At 73.8% G+C, this 22,110-nt stretch carries 18 protein-coding genes; 12 read left to right on the top strand and 6 right to left on the bottom strand.

Annotation, left to right across the window (positions count from 1 at the left end; all coding sequences use genetic code 11):
* The first annotated feature begins 15 nt into the window (after positions 1-15).
* The 3 genes from WA762_RS06910 (at position 16) to WA762_RS06900 (ending at position 4,973) form a co-directional block, all read left to right on the top strand.
* On the top strand, positions 16-2,037 hold the full coding sequence (locus WA762_RS06910; RefSeq protein WP_335933784.1) for an ATP-binding protein: 2,022 nt from the start codon (positions 16-18) through the stop codon (positions 2,035-2,037).
* Positions 2,034-3,206, top strand: a complete 1,173-nt coding sequence (locus WA762_RS06905; RefSeq protein WP_335933782.1) for an acyl-CoA dehydrogenase family protein — start codon at positions 2,034-2,036, stop codon at positions 3,204-3,206. The genes WA762_RS06910 and WA762_RS06905 overlap by 4 nt, the downstream gene beginning before the upstream one ends.
* Before the next feature lie 144 nt (positions 3,207-3,350).
* A complete protein-coding gene (locus tag WA762_RS06900; protein ID WP_335933781.1) occupies positions 3,351-4,973 on the top strand; it encodes a 4-coumarate--CoA ligase family protein in 1,623 nt (540 codons plus the stop codon).
* A 394-nt stretch (positions 4,974-5,367) separates the two neighbouring features.
* Here WA762_RS06900 and WA762_RS06895 read toward each other — a convergent pair whose 3' ends face one another.
* A complete protein-coding gene (locus WA762_RS06895) occupies positions 5,368-5,511 on the bottom strand; it encodes a hypothetical protein (RefSeq protein WP_335933780.1) in 144 nt (47 codons plus the stop codon).
* 118 nt (positions 5,512-5,629) lie between these two features.
* Positions 5,630-6,868 (bottom strand): helix-turn-helix domain-containing protein, encoded by a 1,239-nt coding sequence (locus WA762_RS06890; RefSeq protein WP_443080536.1) that lies wholly within the window; start codon positions 6,866-6,868, stop codon positions 5,630-5,632.
* A gap of 569 nt (positions 6,869-7,437) precedes the next feature.
* On the opposite strand from WA762_RS06890, the gene WA762_RS06885 reads away from it, so the two are divergent.
* The 6 genes from WA762_RS06885 (at position 7,438) to WA762_RS06860 (ending at position 13,306) form a co-directional block, all read left to right on the top strand.
* Positions 7,438-7,752 carry a 4a-hydroxytetrahydrobiopterin dehydratase gene (locus WA762_RS06885; protein WP_335933777.1) on the top strand — a complete coding sequence of 105 codons (315 nt, stop codon included), beginning with the start codon at positions 7,438-7,440 and terminating at the stop codon, positions 7,750-7,752.
* A 20-nt stretch (positions 7,753-7,772) separates the two neighbouring features.
* Complete coding sequence (locus tag WA762_RS06880) at positions 7,773-8,354, top strand: HD domain-containing protein (protein WP_335933776.1); 582 nt, start codon at positions 7,773-7,775, stop codon at positions 8,352-8,354.
* Between the two features lie 210 nt (positions 8,355-8,564).
* Entirely contained in the window at positions 8,565-9,305 is a 741-nt protein-coding gene (locus WA762_RS06875) for an enoyl-CoA hydratase family protein (protein ID WP_335933775.1), read from the top strand.
* A complete protein-coding gene (locus WA762_RS06870; protein WP_335933774.1) occupies positions 9,293-9,886 on the top strand; it encodes a TetR/AcrR family transcriptional regulator in 594 nt (197 codons plus the stop codon). Before WA762_RS06875 ends, WA762_RS06870 begins: the two co-directional genes overlap by 13 nt.
* Positions 9,887-10,334: 448 nt before the next feature.
* Complete coding sequence (locus tag WA762_RS06865) at positions 10,335-11,645, top strand: serine hydrolase domain-containing protein (protein WP_443080535.1); 1,311 nt, start codon at positions 10,335-10,337, stop codon at positions 11,643-11,645.
* Positions 11,642-13,306: an alpha/beta hydrolase gene (locus WA762_RS06860; protein WP_335933773.1), complete on the top strand. Its 1,665-nt coding sequence runs from the start codon at positions 11,642-11,644 to the stop codon at positions 13,304-13,306. Before WA762_RS06865 ends, WA762_RS06860 begins: the two co-directional genes overlap by 4 nt.
* A gap of 174 nt (positions 13,307-13,480) precedes the next feature.
* On the opposite strand, the gene WA762_RS06855 is transcribed toward WA762_RS06860, so the two are convergent.
* Positions 13,481-14,590 carry a citrate synthase 2 gene (locus WA762_RS06855; RefSeq protein WP_335933772.1) on the bottom strand — a complete coding sequence of 370 codons (1,110 nt, stop codon included), beginning with the start codon at positions 14,588-14,590 and terminating at the stop codon, positions 13,481-13,483.
* A gap of 222 nt (positions 14,591-14,812) precedes the next feature.
* Between WA762_RS06855 and pdxH the strand changes: the two genes are divergently transcribed.
* On the top strand, positions 14,813-15,439 hold the full coding sequence (gene pdxH / locus WA762_RS06850) for a pyridoxamine 5'-phosphate oxidase (RefSeq protein ID WP_335933889.1): 627 nt from the start codon (positions 14,813-14,815) through the stop codon (positions 15,437-15,439).
* 256 nt (positions 15,440-15,695) lie between these two features.
* Here pdxH and WA762_RS06845 read toward each other — a convergent pair whose 3' ends face one another.
* A complete protein-coding gene (locus tag WA762_RS06845; RefSeq protein WP_335933770.1) occupies positions 15,696-16,454 on the bottom strand; it encodes an SIS domain-containing protein in 759 nt (252 codons plus the stop codon).
* A 243-nt stretch (positions 16,455-16,697) separates the two neighbouring features.
* Here WA762_RS06845 and WA762_RS06840 point away from each other — a divergent pair, with 243 nt between their 5' ends.
* Together WA762_RS06840 and WA762_RS06835 are read left to right on the top strand one after the other, a co-directional pair.
* Positions 16,698-17,390, top strand: coding sequence for a metal-dependent transcriptional regulator (locus WA762_RS06840; RefSeq protein WP_335933769.1), 693 nt, complete (start codon positions 16,698-16,700; stop codon positions 17,388-17,390).
* Positions 17,391-18,143: 753 nt separating this feature from the next.
* Positions 18,144-19,046, top strand: a complete 903-nt coding sequence (locus tag WA762_RS06835; RefSeq protein WP_335933887.1) for an alpha/beta fold hydrolase — start codon at positions 18,144-18,146, stop codon at positions 19,044-19,046.
* A gap of 165 nt (positions 19,047-19,211) precedes the next feature.
* Here WA762_RS06835 and WA762_RS06830 read toward each other — a convergent pair whose 3' ends face one another.
* Positions 19,212-20,861 (bottom strand): transporter, encoded by a 1,650-nt coding sequence (locus WA762_RS06830; protein WP_335933768.1) that lies wholly within the window; start codon positions 20,859-20,861, stop codon positions 19,212-19,214.
* Positions 20,858-21,697, bottom strand: a complete 840-nt coding sequence (locus WA762_RS06825) for an ABC transporter ATP-binding protein (protein WP_335933767.1) — start codon at positions 21,695-21,697, stop codon at positions 20,858-20,860. Before WA762_RS06825 ends, WA762_RS06830 begins: the two co-directional genes overlap by 4 nt.
* Between the last annotated feature and the right edge of the window lie 413 nt (positions 21,698-22,110).

The raw sequence follows: 22,110 nt of genomic DNA, 5'->3' as shown, positions 1-22,110 counted from the left end.
CCAGGGATGACCGAGATGATCTCCACACTGCTCGTCGCCAACCGGGGCGAGATCGCCTGCCGGATCTTCCGCACCTGCCGCGCGCTCGGCATCGCCACCGTCGCCGTGTACTCGGACGCGGACGCCGGCGCGCTGCACGTACGGGAGGCGGACACCGCCGTACGGCTGCCCGGCGCGGCCCCGGCCGACACCTACCTCCGGGGCGACCTCGTCGTACGCGCCGCCCTGGCGGCGGGCGCCGACGCCGTCCACCCCGGCTACGGCTTCCTCTCCGAGAACGCCGGTTTCGCCCGGGCCGTGCGGGACGCCGGACTCGTCTGGGTGGGGCCGCCGCCCGAGGCCATCGAGCTGATGGCGTCCAAGACCCGCGCCAAGGAGCTCATGGCCGGGGCCGGAGTGCCGCTGCTGGCCCCCGTCGACCCCGAACGCGTCACCGCGGCCGACCTGCCGCTGCTGCTGAAGGCGGCGGCGGGCGGCGGCGGGCGCGGAATGCGGATCGTAAGGGGACTCTCCGAACTGCCCGGAGAGTTGAAGGCGGCGTCCGCCGAGGCGGAGGCGGCGTTCGGGGACGGGGAGGTCTTCGCGGAGCCGTATGTGGAGCGCGGCCGCCACGTCGAGGTGCAGGTCATGGCCGACGGGCACGACGGGGTCTGGGCGCTCGGCACCCGGGACTGCTCGCTCCAGCGCCGCCACCAGAAGGTCGTCGAGGAGGCCCCCGCCCCCGGGCTGGACGACGCCCTGCGGACCCGGCTGCACGAGGCCGCCACGGCGGCGGCGCGGGCGGTCGGCTACCGGGGCGCGGGCACCGTGGAGTTCCTGCTCGCCCCGGACGGACGGCCGTACTTCCTGGAGATGAACACCCGGCTCCAGGTCGAACACCCGGTGACGGAGGCCGTGTTCGGCGTCGACCTGGTCGCCCTGCAACTGCGCGTCGCGGAGGGCGGGCCCCTGCCCGCCGCCGCGCCCCCGGAGCCGCGCGGCCACGCCGTCGAGGCCCGGCTCTACGCCGAGGACCCCGCACGCGACTGGCAGCCGCAGACCGGAGCACTGTTCGCGCTGGACGTGCCGGGGGACATGCCCGGACTGCGCCTCGACACCGGTTACACCGGCGGCGACACCGTCGGCGTGCACTACGACCCGATGCTCGCCAAGGTCATCGCCCACGCCCCGACCCGGGACCAGGCCGTACGCCTCCTCGCCCGCGCCCTGGAACGCGCCCGCGTCCACGGCCCGGTCACCAACCGCGATCTGCTCGTGCGGTCCCTGCGCCACCCCGACTTCCGCGCCGCCCGCCTCGACACCGGCTTCTACGACCGCCATCTCGCCGCCCTCACCGCGTCCCCCGACCCGGCGGAGCTCCGCCTCGCCGCCCTGGCCGCGGCCCTCGCCGACGCCGCCGCCCGGCAGCGGGGACCGGGGCCGGGCCCCGTCCGCCTCGGCGCCTGGCGCAACAACGCCTCGGGGCCCCAGACCAAGCGCTACCGGGCCGAACCCGACGGCGCCGAGTACGAGGTCGCGTACCGCACCGGCCGCGCGGGACCGGTCCCCGAGACCGGGGAGCGCGTCATCGTCGCCCGCCCGGACCGCGTCACCCTCGAAGTCGGCCCCGTCACACGCCATTTCACCGTCAGCGCCGATGAGCGGGGCGCGCGCGGGGAGACCGGCCGGCGCGGCACGGTGTACGTGGACACCGCCACCGGCTCGTACACCCTCACCGCGCTGCCCCGCTTCACCGACCCCGCCGACCGCGCCGAACCCGGCTCCCTGCTCGCCCCCATGCCCGGCACCGTCGTCCGGCTCGCGGACGGACTGGCCCCCGGGGCCGCGGTCGAGGCCGGGCAGCCGCTGATCTGGCTGGAGGCGATGAAGATGGAACACCGCATCCTCGCCCCCGCCTCCGGCACCCTCGCCGCCCTGCACGCCGCCCCCGGCCTCCAGGTCGAGGTCGGCGCCCTGCTCGCCGTCGTGCAGGGCCCGGATCCGGACGCCGCCCCCGCCCCGCACGCCACAGCCGTACAGGAGGAAGCAACGCCATGAGCACCGTCCTCGAAACCGAAGAGCACCGGGCCCTGCGCGCCGCCGTCGCCGCCCTCGGAAAGCGTTACGGACGCGACTACATGACCGCCGCCGTGCGCGACGGCGGGCACCCCCGCGAACTGTGGGCCGAGGCAGGCAAGTCGGGCTACCTCGGCGTGAACCTTCCCGAGGAGTACGGCGGCGGGGGCGGCGGCATCACGGAACTCTCCATTGTCCTCGAAGAACTGGGGGCCGCCGGAAGCCCGCTGCTGATGATGGTCGTCTCCCCGGCGATCTGCGGCACGGTCATCGCCCGCTTCGGCACCGAGGCGCAGAAGCGGCAGTGGCTGCCCGGACTCGCCGACGGCAACCTCACCATGGCCTTCGGCATCACCGAGCCCGACGCCGGCTCCAACTCCCACCGCATCACCACCACCGCCCGCCGGGACGGCTCCGGGGCGGACGCCGACTGGCTGCTCACCGGCCGCAAGGTCTTCGTCTCCGGCGTCGACATCGCGGACGCCACCCTGATCGTCGGCCGCACCGAGGACGCCAGGACGGGCCGGCTGAAGCCCTGCCTGTTCATCGTCCCGCGCGACACCCCGGGCTTCGGACGTTCGCCGATCGACATGGAACTCCAGGCCGCGGAGAAGCAGTTCGAACTCGTCCTCGACGACGTACGACTGCCCGCCGACGCCCTGGTGGGCGAGGAGGACGCCGGACTGCTCCAGCTCTTCGCCGGGCTCAACCCCGAACGCATCATGACTGCCGCGTTCGGCATCGGCATGGGCCGCTACGCGCTCGCCCGCGCCGTCGACTACGCGAAGACCCGGCAGGTGTGGAAGGAGCCCATCGGCGCCCACCAGGCCATCGCCCACCCGCTCGCCCGGGCCCACATCGACCTCGAACTGGCCCGGCTGATGATGCAGAAGGCCGCCCGGCTGTACGACGACGGCGACGACGCCGGCGCGGGCGAGGCCGCCAACATGGCCAAGTACGCGGCGGGCGAGGCCTGCGTGAGGGCCGTCGACCAGGCCGTGCACACGCTCGGCGGCAACGGGCTCACCCGCGAATACGGCCTCGCGTCCCTGGTCACGGCGGCCCGCGTCGCCCGGATCGCCCCCGTCAGCCGGGAGATGATCCTCAACTACGTGTCCCACCAGTCCCTGGGTCTCCCCAAGTCGTACTGATCCGGGACATGCTGTCCCTCCCACCGTGCCGCGACCGCGCGCGGGGGCCGGTCGCGGCCGTCCTCGCGCGGCCGGCCCCGCGCCGCGAGCCGTACCGGTGGCGGCCCCCGGCCGCCGTCCGCCGCTTCGAAGGGACCCACCGCCATGGCGCACGTGCTCCACAGCGACCACCCGCCCGTCCGGGCACTCGACGCACCCATCCACGACGCGGTCCTCGGGCGGGCTGCCGCGTTCGGCGACACACCCGCCCTGATCGACGGCGCGGAGGACGGCGCCGCCCTCACCTACCGGCAGCTCGACGCCTTCCACCGCAAGGTCGCCGCCGCACTCGCCGGGGCCGGGCTGCGCAAGGGCGACGTACTGGCCCTGCACAGCCCCAACACCATCGCCTACCCGGTGGTCTTCCACGGGGCGACCCGGGCGGGCGCCACCGTCACCACCGCCCATCCGCTCGCCACGGCCGAGGAGTTCGCCAAGCAGCTGCGCGACTCCGGCGCCCGCTGGATCGTCACCGTCTCCCCGCTCCTCGCGACCGCCCGCCGGGCCGCCGAACTCGCGGGCGGCGTCACGGAGATATTCGTCTGCGACCGCGCGGACGGGCACAACTCCGTCCTCGACATGCTCGCCACCGCCCACCCCGAGCCCCGGGTCGCCGTCGACCCGGCCGAGGACGTCGCCGCCCTCCCGTACTCCTCCGGCACCACCGGAACCCCCAAGGGCGTCATGCTCACCCACCGCTCCATGGCCACCAACCTGGAACAGCTGCGCCCCCTCGTCCCCATGGCCCCCGGCGACCGCATCCTGGCAGTGCTGCCCTTTTTCCACATCTACGGTCTTACGGCTCTGATGAACGGCCCCCTGCGCCTCGGCGCCACCGTCGTCGTGCTGCCGCGCTTCGACCTCGAACAGTTCCTCGCCGCGATCGAGAAGCACCGGATCAGCGGCCTGTACGTGGCCCCGCCGATCGTCCTCGCCCTCGCGAAGCACCCCTCGGTCGACCGTTACGACCTGTCCTCCCTGGAGTACGTCGTCAGCGCCGCCGCCCCGCTGGACGCCGAGCTCGCCGCCGCCTGCTCCCGCCGTCTGGGCCTGCCGCCGGTCCGCCAGGCGTACGGCATGACGGAGCTGTCGCCCGCCACCCACGTCGTCCCGCTCGCCGCCGCCAACCCGCCGCCCGGCACGGTCGGCCGGCTGCTGCCCGGCACGCAGATGCGGATCGTCCCGCTCGACGGGGACGGCGAGGACGCCCCGCCCGGCGCCGTCGGCGAGATCCTGATCCGCGGACCGCAGGTCATGAAGGGCTACCTCGGCCGCCCCGACGCCACCGCCGAGATGATCGACGCCGAGGGATGGGTGCACACCGGGGACATCGGACGCGTCGACGCCGACGGCTGGCTCTTCGTCGTCGACCGCGTGAAGGAACTGATCAAGTACAAGGGCTACCAGGTCGCCCCCGCCGAACTGGAGGCCCTGCTCCTGGGCCACGAGGCCATCGCCGACGCCGCCGTCATCGGCGCCCCCGGCCCCGACGGCAACGAGGTCCCCCGGGCGTACGTGGTCCCCGGCCCCGGCGAGGCGGGGAAGCGGCTCACGGCGGACGCCGTCCTGGCGTACGTCGCCGAGCGCGTCGCCCCGTACAAGAAGGTGCGCCAGGTCGAGTTCGTCACGGCCGTGCCCCGCGCGACCTCGGGAAAGATCCTCCGGCGCGAACTGCGGATCCGGGCCGGGGTCCCCGTGCCGACGGCGCGGGGCGGCGACGCCCGGTGACACGGGGCGCCCCCTGCCCCCACACTTCTCCCGCTCTCACTTCGTGCGGTGGCAGGGGCAGGCGCACCGTCGGATCTCGATGGGCGCCTCCCATTCCGGAGCCCCCGCCCGACGGGTGACGGCCGGCCCCGGGCACTCCCCGTGCTCCCCGATCCGGCACGCGGGCGCGAACCCTTCCCGGGTCGGTGTCGGCGCGGTCACGGCTGCTCGCCGTACGGGACCAGGCGGCGCTGTTCGCGGCACGGGGCGCAGGCGTACAGGGCGGTTCCGGGGCCCGAGCCCTGCTCGACGATCTCGATCAGCACCGCCGTTCCGGACGGTCCCCTGTGCCAGTCACACCAACCGGGCCCGGAGCCATCGACCACCGGGATCGGTCCCGGACGCGGGCCCGCGGTCACTTCGCCCCCTTGCACCGGTCGCACCGGCAGACCGGGTACTCGGTCGACAGCTCCACCGTCTCGGCCGGAACCACTTCGGCCTTCGGCCGGACGACACGCGTCCGCCCGTACCGGTCCACCTCGTACACCTTGATCGTCATGCCCATTGGGCTCTTGCCTCTCATCCACCGTGGGGAAGCGGAGGCTCAGCATCTCGCCGAGGAGGGAGGGGGCGACAGGGATGTCACGTCCTAGTTCGGCGATGCTATGGGACAGCCCTCAGGGCGCGATGCCGAGGAAATCGGCGATCCTCCGGATGCCGGCCGGAGGGCGAGGGTGCGCCAAGAGGTCCTGCACGATGGCGACCGCGAGCGTGTGATGCCGCATCCACGTCGGAGCTACTCGCCGCAGACTTTCCAGGGCCTTCACGGCCTTCTCCGCGTTCCCGACGTCCGTGTGCGCGCGGGCGACGTCCAGCAGGAGCCATGTGCGCCAGGACGGCGGCGTGTCCGCCGACAGACGTATTCCCCTGGCAAGGTCCAGTGCGCCTTCCGGGTGGCCGTACTGGACTGCCAGACGGACGCGTTCGATGCGGACGGACGACCTGCTGAACACGGAGACCAGGCGTCCATCCGGCGGGGCGGGCAGCCTGGCCAGGCGTCCGGCGGCCGTCTCCGCCGTACGCATCATGTCGTCGGCCCGTTCGTAGTCTCCGCTCCGTGCGTAGCTCGTCGCGGCGGACATCAGAAGCCCGCCCCAGACGCGCACTCCCGCCGAATCCGCGGCGTGCGACCGCTCGACCCCGTCTGCGGCGTGGACTGCCAGCGCCGTGGCGTCCTCCAGCCGGTTCTGGCGCTGGTACGCCCAAGCGACGGAGTTGGAGATCATGGGGGCGAGCAAGGGGTCCGACGATGCCCCCGCAGCCGCCATGGCCTTCTCCAGGCCGGCCAACGCGAGGTCCGTCTTGCCCAGGCGGATGGCGAGGTGTCCGCCGAGCTGGAGCGCCTTGCCCAGAACCGCTTGTCCCGCCGCGCGGTCGTCGGCCCCGCCCACCGCCGCCGTCAGACGAGCGTCCGCGATGATGCCCGGCAGTACCGCCATCAGCCGCTCGAACTCTGCGGAGTGGTACAGGGTCCACGCATCCGCGATCTCCGCGCGAACGACCGGAAGGGATAACGACGCCACGTCGGCGGGTTCTGCGGGCGGCGCGAACAGCGGAGGCATGATCGCCCGACGGACGGCGACGAGCTGCGGCGGGTCGACCTCTCCCGTCGACCGCACTCCTGGAGGGTCACCGAGCAGTGCGGTCAACTCCACACCGAGCCCTTTGGACAGGGCGTGCAGGGTCGGTAGGCGCGCCGAGCTCTTCCGGTGCTGCTCAAGGTGTCGCACGACGTCGACCGACACCCCCGCCCGCCCCGCCAGAGCTTCCTGTGTCAGGCCGGACTGCCGTCGGAGGCGGCGCAGCTTGTCGCCCAGGTGCTCACTCACGTGGCCGACGGTACGCCGCCCGGCCATCGGTGCGCGACTCCCCGGCCATCCCTCTCTGGTGTACGGCCGCGACCCGGGGTGACCGGCGGGCGACTTCCCGACCTCGCCCGGAACGATCCACGCGAGCATGCGAGCCGAGCAGCTGCGGAGAGTCGGACCGCCCTGTCGCTTCGTGGCGCAGAAGCCGGCCGATCCTACGCAGCGCCGGATCGCATCGGCCTGGCTGAATGCCATTCCCTGGCGAATGACGTGGTGGGCGGCGCAGCCGAGGCATGCCGAGCAGTCGAGGCCGCCCGGGGCACGCAGTCGGTGCGTGTGCGTGCGCAGGTGGGACTGCTCTCTCTGCGCTGACTCCTGACATACGGCGGGACGGGGCCGCATCTGGGTGACATCGACCGACTGACCGGCCGCCCCCGCCCGGCCGACCAGAGCCTTCGACTTCGCGCCGGACCTGGGTGAAGGGACTACGCGCGTCGACCTGCGCGGAGATGCCGTGATTTGGTCACTCTGGAGCGGGCAATGCGTCCGTGGCACGATGCACCGGTCGGCCGGGACCTCGCGGAGATCCTGGCGTCTGTGACCGATGGGAGCTGACCATGGCCAAGGACCCCCTGACAGACGAGCAAATCACTGCGAGGCTGGGGGACCTGCCGGGATGGGTCCGTCAAGGGGACGAGATCTCCCGCTGGTTCGGCATTCGATACCACGGCGGAGTCGCACTGATCGTGCACGTTGCCGACACCGAACGCCTTCTTGGCCACCACGCGGACATCGACCTGCGATGGGACCGCATACGTTTCGGCATCACGACACACGACGCCGGGCATCGGCTCACCGAAGCCGACTTCGACCTGGCGGCCCGGATCGATCAGATTGCCTACGCGCACGGGGCCCGGCCACTCGACGGCTGATCTCCTGAGAGGAGAGGGCAGTGACCGACGAACTGTCAGCAGTGGGCCGGTTCCTGTACGAGGCGGGCACGCTCAAGCGGACGCGGCGCACCGGGTGGTGGATGGCCGGGGTCCGTGACCCCGAGAGCGTCGCCGAGCACTCCTGGCGTACGTCGCTGATCGCCTCGGTCATCGCGAAGCTGGAGGGCACCGACCCCGCCCGAGCGGCTCACCTGGCGGTGTGGCACGACACGCAGGAGAGCCGGACCGGGGACGTGAACCACCTCGGGAAGAAGTACGCGCCTGCTGCCGATCCGCAGGAGGTCACCGCCGATCAGACGTCGGGCATGCCCGAGGTCCTGGCCTCGGCGGTCCGTGAACCGGTCGCGGAGTACGAGGCCAAGGAGACGCCGGAAGCGATCTGCGCCCGCGACGCGGACAAGCTGGAGTGCCTGCTCCAGGGCATCGAGTACAGGGCGCAGGGCTACGGGAACGCCCAGCGGTGGATCGACAACAGCCGTGGGCGGCTCGTCACCGAGACCGCGAACCGGCTGGCCGATGAGCTGCTCTCGCAGGGAGCCATCGACTGGCTGCGCAGCGCCCTGGGCGAGAGCGCGGGGTGACGGGGCGGCGGCGACCTCACACGCCGCGCCCATGTTTCGCCCACACAGAACCATGCAAGCACGCTTGATTGTTCTTTGGTCTGCTGTCACGCTCGGCGGGACACCGCGGGACCACTCGGCGGGGCCCCGGCCGGAGCCGTTCCCGGGCGACCGGCCCAGGGCAACCGGCGCCCCGGGACAATCGGCCTTCGGGACAAGGAGACGAACCGTATGACGCCGCTCGCCGCCCCCGTCCACGACCGGGGCGTCACCACCCTCACGCTCGACTCGCCGGGCAACCGCAACGCGCTCTCCGCCGCGCTGGTCGGGGAGCTGTCCGGCGCGCTGGCGGCGTGCGCCGCCGACGACGCCGTGCGGGCCGTGGTGCTCACCCACACCGGCAACACGTTCTGCGCCGGCGCCGACCTGGCCGCGCCGCCCGACCCGGCGGCGTTCGTCGCCCTGATGCGGGGGATCGTCGCGCTGCCCAAGCCCGTCGTCGCCCGCGTCACCGGGCACGTCCGGGCGGGCGGGCTGGGGCTGTTGAGCGCCTGCGACATCTCCGTCGCCGGGCCCGGCGCCTCGTTCGCCCTCACCGAGTCCCGGCTCGGGCTGGCCCCCGCCGTGATCTCGCTGCCGCTGCTGCCCCGTACCGAACCGCGCGCCGCCGCCCGCTACTACCTCACCGGCGAACGCTTCGACGCCGCCGAGGCCGCCCGTGTCGGGCTCGTCACGCTCGCGACCGAGGACGACGTCGACCAGGCGCTCGCGCCCGTGCTCGACGGGCTGCGCAGGGCCTCCCCGCAGGGGCTGGCCGCGTCGAAGGAGCTGGTCACGGCTACTGTGCTGGAGAATTTCGACCGGTACGCCGAAGACCTCATCGCCCGCTCGGCGGAACTCTTCGCCTCCGCCGAGGCGCGAGAGGGGATGACGGCCTTCCTCGAACGACGGGACCCCGCATGGGTGTTGTGACGCCCCCCACCGACAGGACGCCCAAGCAGGACCGCAGCCGCGCCACCCGCAGGCGGCTCCTGGAAGCCGCGGTCGCCTGCCTCGCCGAGCACGGCTGGGCGGGCTCCACGGTCTCGGTCGTCGCCGAACGCGCCGGGGTCTCGCGCGGTGCCGCCCAGCACCATTTCCCCACCCGGGAGGACCTGTTCACCGCCGCCGTCGAGTACGTCGCGGAGGAACGCTCGGCCGCGCTGCGCGCCCTGCCCGTACAGGGCCGTACGGAGGTCGTCGCCGCCCTCGTCGACCTGTACACGGGCCCGTTGTTCCGGGCCGCGCTCCAGCTCTGGGTCGCCGCCTCCAACGAGGAGCAGCTCCGGCCCCGCGTCACCGAGCTCGAAGCCCGCGTCGGCCGCGAGACCCACCGCATCGCCGTCGAGCTCCTGGCCGCCGACGAGACCGGGCCCGGTGTGCGTGAGACCGTCCAGGGCTTCCTCGACATGGCACGCGGCCTGGGCCTGGCCAACGTCCTGACCGACGACACCGCCCGCCGGCGCAGGGTCGTGGCGCAGTGGGCGGTCCTGCTGGACGAGGCGCTGGGCTGAGCCGGGGGCGGCGGGACCGGGGCGTCCCCGACCCGCACTCCGGCCGCCTCGGCAAGTGGGGCTGGCACCAAGGCGGTTGGGGTGGCAGCCGTAGTGAGCACCGGTCCGTGCTTCTCTAGCGTCGGGGCGTGTGAGAAACGGACTGATTCTCGGACCGAGACCCGGGCAGGATGGGGCGTACGGGCCCGGGCGGAGCAGAGCGGACGGGCCCGGGCGGAGCAGAGCGGACGGGCCCGGGCGGAGCAGAGCGGACCGGCCCGGGCGGAGCAGAGCGGACGAGCCCGGTGCGCGGGCGCGCGGCCGGGCGGGGCGTCGGGCGACAGCGCTGGCCACGGTTACGGCCACGGCCTCGGTCCTGCTGGCGACCGCCGTACCGACGGTGGCGGCGGCGACCACGGGGAACGGGGCCGCAGCGGCACACCGGACCGCCGGAGCGTCCGGAACCAACGTGGGGCCCGCGACCGCCGGAGCGGACCGTACGGCCGCGGCCGTCGGCTGTGACGCGGCCCGCGAGGCGCTCGCCCGCCGGCTGGACACCCTCGTCCACCGGGACGGCATCCCGGGCGCGGCGGCCGAGACCGTCGGCCCGGACTGCGGCCGGCAGACCGTCGCCCGGGGCGTGGCGGATCTCGGCACCGGGCGGCCGATGCGCGCCACGGACCGGCTGCGGATCGGCAGCGCCACCAAGACCTTCACCGCCGCCGTCGTCATGCAGCTGGCGGACGAGGGCCGGATCGGGCTGGGCGAGCCGGTCGAGCGATACCTGCCCGGGCTGATCCGGGGCCACGGATACGACGGCCGCGCCATCACCGTGCGGCAACTGCTCCAGCACACCAGCGGCCTCCCCGACCACATGGACGCGATCGCCGCGCGCCCCGTCGAGGAGTGGCGCTTCCGCCGCTTCGAGCCCCGGGAACTGGTCGCGATGGCGCTCGCCCTGCCCCGCCCCGGCGCCGGGTGGCACTACTCGACCACCAACTACGTCATCGCCGGGCTCCTCGTCGAGAAGGTCACCGGGCACGGTGTCGAGGCGGAGGTGACCCGCCGGATCATCGAGCCGCTCGGCCTGCGCGACACCTACTGGCCCGGTGACCGCACCCGCATCCGGGGCCCGCACTCGCGCAGTTATTTCCCCGCCCCCGAACGGGCCGGGGCCGTACCCACGTGGGTCGACGGCACCGAGTGGAACATGAGCGTCGGCGGCGCGGGCGGGGCGCTGGTCTCGACGCCCGCCGATGTGAACCGGTTCCTCCAGGGACTGTTCGGTGGACGGCTCGTGTCCGCGCACGGGCTCGCCGAGATGAGGCGCACCGTCCCCGCCGACCCGGAACGGCTCTGGCCCGGCGCCCGGTACGGGCTCGGCCTGATCGCCTCCCCGCTGGAGTGCGGCGGCCTGTGGTGGGGGCACGGCGGAACGGTGCCGGGCGGGCACCGCGCGCTGGGCGCGATCGGCCCCGACGGCCGAGGCGTCGCGCTCGCCCTCACCAAGGTGCCCGACACCGACCGGGCCGAGGAGGACTACCTCGCCGCCGTGGACACCGCCCTCTGCCCGGCCGGCCCCACCACCCGTACGAGTCGTGCGGATCGTACGGACCGTACGGACCGTACGGGGCGTACGAGTTCCGTGGGCCGCTCCGGTCACACAGGCCGCACAGACCACATCCGTCGTACCGACCACACCAGCCCTACCGACCACACCAGCCCTACCAACCACATGAGTCACACCGACCGCACCCACCAGCTCAAGGAGACCGCGTGACCACCTCGACCCGCCGCGTGCCCCGTCCGGCAGGGGCCGCGCCCCGCCCGGCCGGGGCGGTGCGCCGCGCCTCGGCCGTCGGCCTCGCCCTCGCCGCCTGCGTCGCCGTGTCCCCCGCCACGGCCTCGGCCGCCGCGCCGGACCGCGACCGCCCGGCGTCCACGACGGGCCACGGCGTCGGCAAGAACGACGGCAAGGGGCTCGACCGTTACTACCGGCAGCACCTCGCCTGGGGCAGCTGTGCCACCGGCCCCGACGACACGATGGGCCAGGAGCTGGACAAGGCCGGCGTCCAGTGCGCGGACGTGACCGTGCCGCTCGACTACGCCGACCCCGGCGGCCGCACGATCACCGTCGCCATGTCCCGGCTGAAGGCCACCGACACCCGCCACCGCATCGGCGCGATCCTGCTCAACAACGGCGGCCCCGGCGGCACCGCGGTCGAGTCCCCGCCGCAGATCCGCGAGGCGATGAAGGGCGTCGGCGCGCGCTACGACATCGTCGGCTTCGACCCGCGCTTCGTCGGCCGCAGCACCCCGCTGGACTGCTCCTGGCCCACCGGCATGTTCTTCCGCTCGGCCGGTCCCGACCGGGCGGGCTTCGACCGCCAGGTCGCCTTCCAGAAGGACCTCGCCGACAAGTGCCGGGCCACCAACGCCTCCGTGCTGCCGTACGTCACCACCCGCAACACGGCCCGCGACATGGACGTCATCCGGGGCGCGCTCGGCGAGCGGAAGATCTCCTACCTCGGCTACTCGTACGGCACCTATCTGGGCACCGTCTACAGCCAGATGTTCCCCGGACGCCACGACCGGATGGTGCTCGACGGGGCGATCGCCCCGGACGACTACGGCCCCCGGCTGATGCGGGACGCGCTGGGCGAGAACGAGCAGGCGCTCGCGGACTGGGCCGACTGGGCCGCCGCCCGCGACGACGCCTACCACTTCGGCCGCACCCGCGCCCAGGTCCTCGCCCTCGTCGACCGCGTGGCGGAGGCGGCCGCCCGCCACCCGCTGACCGTCGGCACCGGGAGCGAAACGTTCCGGCTCGACGACTCCCACATACCGCTGCTCCTCTTCACGACGCTCTCGGACGACACCGACGCCACGCGGTCGGACCTCGGCGAGGTGGTCTCCGTGCTGTCCGAGGCGGCGAAGGGGAACTCCACCCGGCTGTCACCGGGGTTCGCCGAGATGCTGCGGTACGTACTGACCGGCGACGGCTCGCAGACCGGCAGCGTGCAGGCCGCGATCCTCTGCGGGGACCGGGCCGTGCCCCGCGACCCCGAGAGCTACTGGCGGGACATCGAGGCCGCCCGCGCCGCCCACCCGCTGTTCGGGCCCATGACCGAGAGCATCCTGCCGTGCGCCTTCTGGGACCGGCCCCGCGAGGAGCCCACCCGGGTACGTCACGACGCCCCGGCCCTGATCGTGGCCGCCACCGGCGACCCGCGCACCACCTACCGCAGCACCCTCAAGCTCCACGGCCAGCTGCCGAGTTCCAAGCTGGTCACCCTTGAGGGCGCCAACCGGCACGCGCTCTACGGCGAGTACGGCAACGCCTGCGTCGACGACCAGGTCAACCGCTACCTGGCCACCGGCGAGCTGCCCGCGACGGACCGGACCTGCGCGAAGCGGACCGGCCGGGTCCGCCAGGGCTGACAGACCGGGCGCCGGGACGGGACGAGACGGGGCGGGGTGGGGCGGGACAGGGCGGGCCGGAACAGGGCGGGCCGACGCCGGGCCGGGACGGGGCTGGAGCCGGCTCCAGCCCCGGAAGCCCGGGGCAGGAGGCCGCCCCGCCTCCGGGCCCCGCGTCCGGCCTCGCCCCGGCGCTCAGTTCCCCAGGTCCGCGAGCTGCTCGTACCCCTCGATCGACCGGGGGTCGCGCGGCCCGGGCCCGACGTACCGGGCCGTGGGCCGCACCAGCCGGCCCGTCCGCTTCTGCTCCAGGATGTGCGCCGACCAGCCCGCCGTGCGGGCGCAGGTGAACATCGAGGTGAACATGTGCGCCGGGACCTCCGCGAAGTCCAGCACGATCGCCGCCCAGAACTCCACGTTCGTCGCCAGCACCCGGTCCGGGCGCCGCGCGTGCAGCTCCTCCAGCGCGGCCTTCTCCAACGCCCGCGCCACCTCGAAGCGCGGCGCGCCCAGCTCCTCGGCGGTGCGCCGCAGGACGCGCGCCCTCGGGTCCTCCGCCCGGTAGACCCGGTGGCCGAAGCCCATCAGCCGCTCGCCCCGGTCCAGGGCCCCCTTCACATACGCGGTGGCGTCCCCGGTCCGCTCGATCTCCTCGATCATGCCGAGGACCCGGGACGGGGCGCCGCCGTGCAGCGGCCCCGACATCGCGCCCACCGCGCCCGACAGCGCGGCGGCCACGTCGGCGCCGGTCGAGGCGATGACCCGGGCGGTGAACGTGGAGGCGTTCATGCCGTGCTCGGCGGCCGACGTCCAGTACGCGTCGACGGCCTTCACGTGCCGGGGGTCCGGCTCGCCGCGCCAGCGGATCATGAACCGTTCGACCACCGAGGCGGCCTTGTCGATCTCGCGCTGCGGGACCATCGGCCGCCCCGGCCCGCGCGCCGACTGGGCGACGTACGACAGCGCCATCACCGCGGCCCGCGCCAGGTCGTCCCGCGCCGTCGCCTCGTCGATGTCGAGCAGCGGCCGCAGCCCCCAGACCGGGGCCAGCATCGCCAGGGCGGCCTGCACGTCGACCCGGACGTCACCGGAGTGCACCGGGATCGGGAACGGCTCGGCGGGCGGCAGCCCCGGGCTGAACGCCCCGTCGACGAGCAGCCCCCAGACGTTCCCGAACGACACATGGCCGACCAGATCCTCGATGTCGACCCCGCGATAGCGCAGCGAGCCGCCCGCCTTGTCCGGCTCGGCGATCTCCGTCTCGAAGGCGACGACTCCCTCTAGACCCGGTACGAAGTCGGACATGGCGGCTCCCTCGGTCGACGGCTGTACGGAGGCCACAGCGGCCTGCCCCAGGATATTGGAGGGTTCCCACGACTCCGGGGAAGCGTGACGTCCGGCACAGCTTCCCGATCGGCCGAAGACGGACCAAGACCCCTCCTTGCCGGACGGAGCGGGGCGCTGGGGCAGGATGACCCCGTGCCCACCGCAGATTCCCCTTCCGATTCCATCACCGATCCGGCCGCGATGCGCGAGCAGTACCGTTCGGAGCCCTTCACCGAGGACTCGCTGGCCGCCGAGCCGATGCAGCAGTTCGCCCACTGGTTCCGGCAGGTCGCCGTCGGCGGGCTGCTGTACGAGCCCAACGCCATGGTGGTCTCCACCGCCACCCGCGACGGCCGGCCGTCCTCGCGCACGGTGCTGCTGAAGAAGTACGACGAGCGCGGCTTCGTCTTCTTCACCAACTACGACTCCCGCAAGGGCCGCGAACTGGCCGCCAACCCGTACGTCTCGCTGCTCTTCCCGTGGCACCCCATGGCCCGCCAGGTCGTCGTCACCGGCACCGCGAGCCGCGTCGGGCGGGAGGAGACCGTGGCGTACTTCCGCACCCGCCCGCACGGCTCCCAGCTCGGAGCCTGGGCCAGCGCCCAGTCCAGCGTGATCGGCACCCGCACGGAACTGCTCCACCGCTACGAGGAACTCGCCGCCCGTTACCCGGAGGGCGAGCACGTCCCCGCGCCCCCGCACTGGGGCGGCTTCCGCGTCGTCCCCGACACGATCGAGTTCTGGCAGGGGCACGAGAACCGGCTGCACGACCGGCTGCGGTACGTGCGCGAGGGCGAGGGCTGGCGCGTCGAGCGCCTGTGCCCGTAGCACGCGGAAACCCGCAGGCTCTGGTCCCTCCTCACGGAGGAGCCGGCCGGACTTACCGGCGAGCCTGCGGGTCGGTGACTGCTTGGTATTGGCCGATGACCGGCCTGCACTGCGAAGAATGCGGCAACGGGCGTCAGCCCGCAGCCACCTCACGAGTCCGAGAAGAAATCACTTTTCGGAACACCTCCTTTCACGTGTGCCTGCAGCCTAGGAACCCGGGGAACGGGACTCAACCCATTTATTTCCGCGGTGGCGGTCAGCCCTGGCGGTAGAAGATCCGGTCGCGGTACTCCGTCATCACGCGCCCGTTCCACTCGTGTCCGCCGTCGACGTTGCCGGAACGCAGCAGCGGCGGCTCGACGCCGCGCGCCACGAGCCGTTCCGCCGCGGCGGCCATCATGGCCTGCATCACCGCGCTGGTGACCACGGTCGAGGCGGGGGCGAACGGCGCCTCGATGCCCTCGGCGGTCAGCTCCGCGTCCCCGATGGCGATCTTGCTGTCGAGCACGATGTCGCAGTGGTCCCGCAGGAAGCCGCCCGAGGCGTGCCGGGACCGGGTGCCCTCCGCGTATGCCACCGAGGTGACGCCGACGACCTTCAGGCCGAGGGCCCGCGCGTTCATCGCCATCTCCACCGGGAGCGCGTTGCGGCCCGAGAGCGAGATGATCACGAGCAGGTCGCCGGCCCGGGCGGGGCTGGAGTCGAGCACCGCGCCCGCCAGCCCGTCGACCCGCTCCAGCGCCGAGCCCAGCGTCGCCGGCATGACGTCGACGCCGACCGTCCCCGGCACCGCCAGCAGGTTCATCAGGGCCAGCCCGCCCGCCCGGTAGACGACGTCCTGGGCGGGCAGCGAGGAGTGCCCGGCGCCGAACGCGAAGAGCCGGCCGCCCGCGGCGACGGTGTCGGCGATCGCGGCGCCCGCCGCCGCGATGTTCCCCGACTCCTCGTCGCGTACGCGCTCCAGCAGGCCGATCGCTGCGTCGAAGAACTGACCGGCCAGCTTGCTGTCGCTCATCGAGGAGGCCCTTTCCACCGGGGGAGACGTGTCCATGAGGCCCACGGGGTCCGTGGGACGCCCGCGAGGAGTGGTGCGCGGACGCGATCACCGTGCGGTCTGGACCAGTGGCCTGTCAATAGCGCCCCGGGGCCCCGCCGTCCGGTGTGCCGGGCGGCTCGGCACGGTTGTCAGCGGTATGCGTCAGAATTGGTGCAGGGCCTAGCGCACGACGTTTTCCTGTCACAGCACCGAGGGGCACGAATGTCCGGACTGATCGACACCACGGAGATGTATCTCCGCACCATCCTCGAACTCGAGGAGGAAGGCGTGGTCCCCATGCGCGCCCGGATCGCGGAGCGGCTGGACCAGAGCGGTCCGACCGTCAGCCAGACGGTGGCGCGGATGGAGCGCGACGGCCTGGTGCAGGTGGCGGGCGACCGCCATCTGGAGCTGACCGGCGAGGGACGCCGCCTCGCCACCCGGGTCATGCGCAAGCACCGCCTCGCCGAATGCCTCCTGGTCGACGTCATCGGCCTGGAGTGGGAGCAGGTCCACGCCGAGGCGTGCCGCTGGGAGCACGTGATGAGCGAGGCGGTGGAGCGGCGGGTGCTGGAGCTGCTGCGCCACCCCACGGAGTCCCCGTACGGGAACCCGATCCCGGGACTGGAGGAGCTGGGCGAGAAGGCCGAGGCCGACCCGTTCCTCGACGAGGGCATGGTGAGCCTGTCCGAGCTCGACCCGGGGACCGACGGCAAGACGGTGGTCGTGCGCCGGATCGGCGAGCCGATCCAGACGGACGCCCAGCTGATGTACACGCTGCGGCGGGCGGGCGTGCAGCCCGGTTCCGTGGTCAGCGTGACCCAGTCGCCGGGCGGGGTGCTCGTCGGCAGCAGCGGCGAGGCGGCCGAGCTGGACGCGGACATCGCCTCGCACGTGTTCGTGGGCAAGCGCTGACCGGCCGGGCCGACGCCGAGCCGATGGGGCGGGTGTGACCGGGGAACGTCCCGGTCACACCCGCCCCGCTCGTTTGCTCCCCCGCTCGTTTGTACGACTGTCCGGTCGTGCTCCCGCCCCGTTCCACCGCGTCCCCGCCCGTCCTGGGCCCCGTCCGGCCGGCCGGCGGCCGCGCGCCGCACGGCGGCGGGCTCCGGAACGGGGAGTCCGCTTCTGGTTTTTCCGTCCGGACCGCAGCGCTCGGACGGGTCCCGTGCCAGGCTGTGGCTCCAGGCATGCCGGAGAGCGTCGGCACTCGGCCGCGCGGCCGGGGAGGGAGCAGGCGCATGCGCCCGTCGAACTGGCACGTCCGTCCCGTCCGCACGTCCCCGCCCGCCCGGCCCGCGCGCCCCGTGCGGCGGCCCGGCGCGGGCCCCGGACGGCGGGGGCCGTCATGGCGGCGGGGGTGTCCGGACGGCAGAGGGCCCCGGCGCCTCCCGACGCCGGGGCCTGTCCTCCCCCTGCTTCGACCCGGAGCCCCGAGCTCTCAGGGTCGCTCCCCGCGGGCCCTCATCCCCGAGCGGCCCGCCTCCCGGGGAAGATCTCCCCTCCGTCGCCGCCGCCAACCCTCCGGACCGGTCACTCGAACGAGGGGTGTCGGACGGCGGAACCCGGTTTTCGAATAAGAGTTCGATAGTCTGGCGTGGTGCGGCCACGCGGTGATCGAGCGTGATCAAGCGGTGATCCGAGGACCAGAAGGGGGTGCCAGAACCTATGGCGCGGCGCATCGATGTGACCGGGGCCGACGGCGTACGCCTCGCGGCCTGGGAGTTCTCCGACCCGCCCAAGGGGTGCGCGGAGGGCGAGCGGGCCCCCGGCGTCCTACTGCTCCACGGCCTGATGGGCCGGGCCTCGCACTGGGCCGCGACCGGCCGCTGGCTCGCCGAGCGGTTCCGGGCCGTCGGCCTCGACCAGCGCGGGCACGGCCGGAGCGAGAAGCCGGCCGAGGGTCCGTACACCCGGGATGCCTATGTGACCGACGTCGAGTCCGCGATCGAACAGCTCGGGCTCGCCCCCGTCACCCTGGTCGGCCACGCCATGGGGGCGCTCACCGCCTGGCAGCTCGCCGCGAAGCGCCCCGATCTGGTGCGGGCCCTGGTCGTCTGCGACATGCGGGCCTCCGCGCCGGGCGCCGCCTCGCAGCGGGAGTGGGAGGAGTGGTTCGCGTCCTGGCCGGTGCCGTTCGCGACGCTCTCCGACGTGCGGAAGTGGTTCGGCGAGGACGATCCCCGGGTGGAGCGGCCCAATCCGGCCCGGGGCGACTTCTTCGCGGAGGTGATGGCCGAACGCGCCGACGGCTGGCGCCCGGTCTTCTCCCGCCGCCAGATGCTCCGGTCCCGCGCCACCTGGGTGTTCGACGCGCACTGGGAGGAGCTGGCCCAGGTCCGGTGCCCCACGCTGGTGCTCCGGGGCCTCGACGGGGAGCTCGGCCGGGCGGAGGCCCAGGAGATGGTCCGGGTGCTTCCGCGCGGGCAGTACGCGGAGGTGGCCGACGCCGGTCACCTCGTCCACTACGACCAGCCGGAGGGCTGGCGCGCGGCCGTCCAGCCGTTCCTGGAGTGCCACGCCGAAGGTCCCCTCGTCGACGGCCACGAGCCCGGGACCGCCGCCCCGTGAGCGGTTCCCGGCGGGCGGCCGGCGGCGGGCCCGGGGCCGGCCCGGGGCGGTCCCGGACCGGTCGCGGCCCGGCCGAGCGGGCCCGCGGGGCCCGAACGGGACCCGGCCGCCCGCCGGACGACGGGCGCGGCGGGCGGATCACAGCCGCCCGCCGCGCCTGCCGCCTCAGCCCTTGCTGACCGCCGTCAGGATCTCCGGCAGTCGGTTCGCGGCGCGCGGGGCGGCGATCCGCAGGCCCGCCCAGACCAGCAGCGCGCCGTACACCAGGCCCCCGGGCAGCAGCGGCCACAGCCACTCGTGCCGGTCCGTGACGCTCAGCCAGACGGTCGTCGCGATCACGGGGGCGCTGAGCACCCCCGCCGAGAGCATGCCGCCGAAGATCGAGATCCAGGCCAGCCCGGCCTGTCCCGGGGCGACGTTCTTGAACGCGCCGTCCTGCGGGATCGAGTACGGGAACAGCGCCGAGGCCACCGCGCCCGTCGCCAGCATCCCGCCCAGCAGGGCGAAGGACAGCCCCAGCGCCCCCGGCAGCGCCACCCAGTCGCCGACCATCGCGGCCGTGACCACCGTCACCACGGCCGTGTACGGCAGGGTGACCAGCAGCAGCGCCAGCGCCCGCGCGCGCAGTTCGACGTACGCGTCCCGGGCGGTGGAGATCGTCAGCGCCACCATCCAGAACGCGGAGGTGTCCTGACCGAACTGGTTGTACATCTGGACGCCGAGCATCCCGGCGGCCAGGCAGGCGAAGTAGACCGAACCGTGGCCCTGCATCGCGTTGACCACCGGCACGATCAGCCCGACCGCCAGCGCGGTGACCCAGGACGCCTTGGTCTTCGGGTCGCGGGCGATGTACCGCAGGCTGCGCTCCATCACCGTGCCGGTGCGCCCGGCGGGCAGCAGCGCGGCGAGGCCCGAGCCGTTCCGGCCGGCCTTCTCACGGGTCGGCGCGGCGGCGGCCAGGGTGGAGCCGTCCGGGGCCGTCATCAGCTTCGCCAGGCTCCGCTGCCACAGCCACAGCAGCAGCGCCAGCGCGGCCAGGGACAGCAGCAGTTGCGCGGCCGCCTCCCCGTAGTGCCCCCGGGACGCCGCGTCCACGGAACCGATCGCCGAGGCGGGCGGCACCCAGCGCACCACGTCCGCCGCCGGGGTCAGCGCGGACAGGCCGCCCGCCTCGCCCAGCCGCTGCATGCCGAAGTTGACGAACTGGAAGCCCACCGCGATCACCAGGCCGCTGAGCACCGCCAGGTCGCGGCCCTTGCGCGAGGTCAGCAGCCGGGTGTTGGCCGTGGCCACGGCCCGGGCCAGGGTCACGCACAGCAGCAGCGTGAGCGGCGCGGCGATCACCGCGAACGCCGCACCGGCCGCCCCGTGCGCCACCGCGATCACCGAGCCCACCGCCAGACACAGGGTGAACAGCGGGCCGATCCCGACCAGCGACGCCACCAGCAGCGCCGTGATCAACGGGCGCGGCCGCAGCGGCAGCATCACCAGCCGGCTCGGGTCGAGCGTCTCGTCGCCGGCGGCGAAGAACAGCGGCATCACCGCCCAGGCGACCGCCAGCACCACGGCCATCAGCACGACCACCGACGCGACATGGGCGTTCCCGCGCAGCAGGATCAGCCCCAGCACCTGGCTCGCGCCGAACAGCGCGGCGAAGACGATGGAGGTGATGTACGCGGCGCGCCGGCCCGCCGACTGGCGCAGCCCGTTGCGCAGCAGGGCCAGCTTGAGCCGGACGAAGACGGGGACGAGCGCGGTGCGCCCGGTCGCGGGGCGGGCGGGGGCGGCGCCCGCGGGGGCGTCGAGCACGCTCATCGGTCGCCGCCCAGCCAGTCCAGGGACTCACCGGCGGTCTGCGAGCCCGCGCCGACCAGTTCGAGGAAGGCGTTCTGCAGCGAGGGCGCGTCGCCGCGCACCTCCGCGAGGGGACCCTGGGCCCTGATCCGCCCGGCCGCCATGACGGCGACCCAGTCGCAGAGGGACTCCACCAGCTCCATCACATGGCTGGAGAAGACGACGGTCGCGCCCGAGTGGGTGTACCGCACCAGGACTTCGCGGATGGTCTGCGCCGACACCGGGTCGACGCCCTCGAACGGCTCGTCCAGGAAGAGCACCTCGGGGTTGTGCAGCAGGGCGGCGGCCAGGCCGATCTTCTTCCGCATGCCGGTCGAGTAGTCGACGACCAGCTTGTGCTGGGAGCCCGCCAGCCCGAGCACGTCCAGCAGCTGGGTGGCCCGCTTGTCGACCTCGTCCCCCGGCAGCCCGCGCAGCCGCCCCGTGTACGCGAGGAGTTCGCGCCCCGAGAGACGCTCGAAGAGACGCAGCCCCTCCGGCAGCACGCCGATCCGGGACTTCACCTGGACCGGGTCGCGCCACACGTCGTGGCCGCCGATCTCTATGCGCCCCTCGTCGGGGCGGAGCAGCCCGGTGATCATGGAGAGCGTGGTGGTCTTGCCCGCGCCGTTCGGTCCCACCAGGCCGATGAACTTGCCCGCGGGCAGCTCCAGGTCGACCCCGGCGACGGCGGTCTGCTCCCCGAACCGCTTCCACAGCCCCTGAACGCGAACGGCGGGCGGCGCCGTGGGCTCCCCGCCCGTCGTTGCCGACCCCCCTGGCCGGACGTCTCTGTCGTTCTCGGTCCGGTCCTGCATGTTTTTGCCTTTCGTTGACCCCGTTTGTGGGGACAGCTTACGAAAGGCGGCCCCGGGCGCCGGCCGCTGCGCGCGCGGGCAGGGGCGAACGGGCCGACGACCGCCTCCGCGCCCGCCGGCGTCCGGACGTCGGCCGGGCGGCGAGGAGGGCGCCGATCGGTCCCCGGACGCGGTCGCCGGTCCACTCTTCCGGGTCACGGGCGTACGGGTGCGGCCACGGCGTACGAATCCGGCCGCAGGGCGCATGGATGCATGGGCGGGGGCGCGTACGGGACGGCCTCCGGCCGGTCGGGTAGCCATGTACGGGCGGTGCCGCGGCGGCCGGCCCGGCGGATGTCGAACGCCCGTGCGCCGCACGGCCGGTGCGGTCGCTCGCCGCTCGTCGGCGGGGCCGCCGGAACGGTCGCTCGCGG

This window comes from Streptomyces tyrfis, assembly GCF_037034285.1.
GTDB lineage: Bacteria > Actinomycetota > Actinomycetes > Streptomycetales > Streptomycetaceae > Streptomyces.
This window is presented reverse-complemented; position numbering and strand designations above follow the sequence as displayed.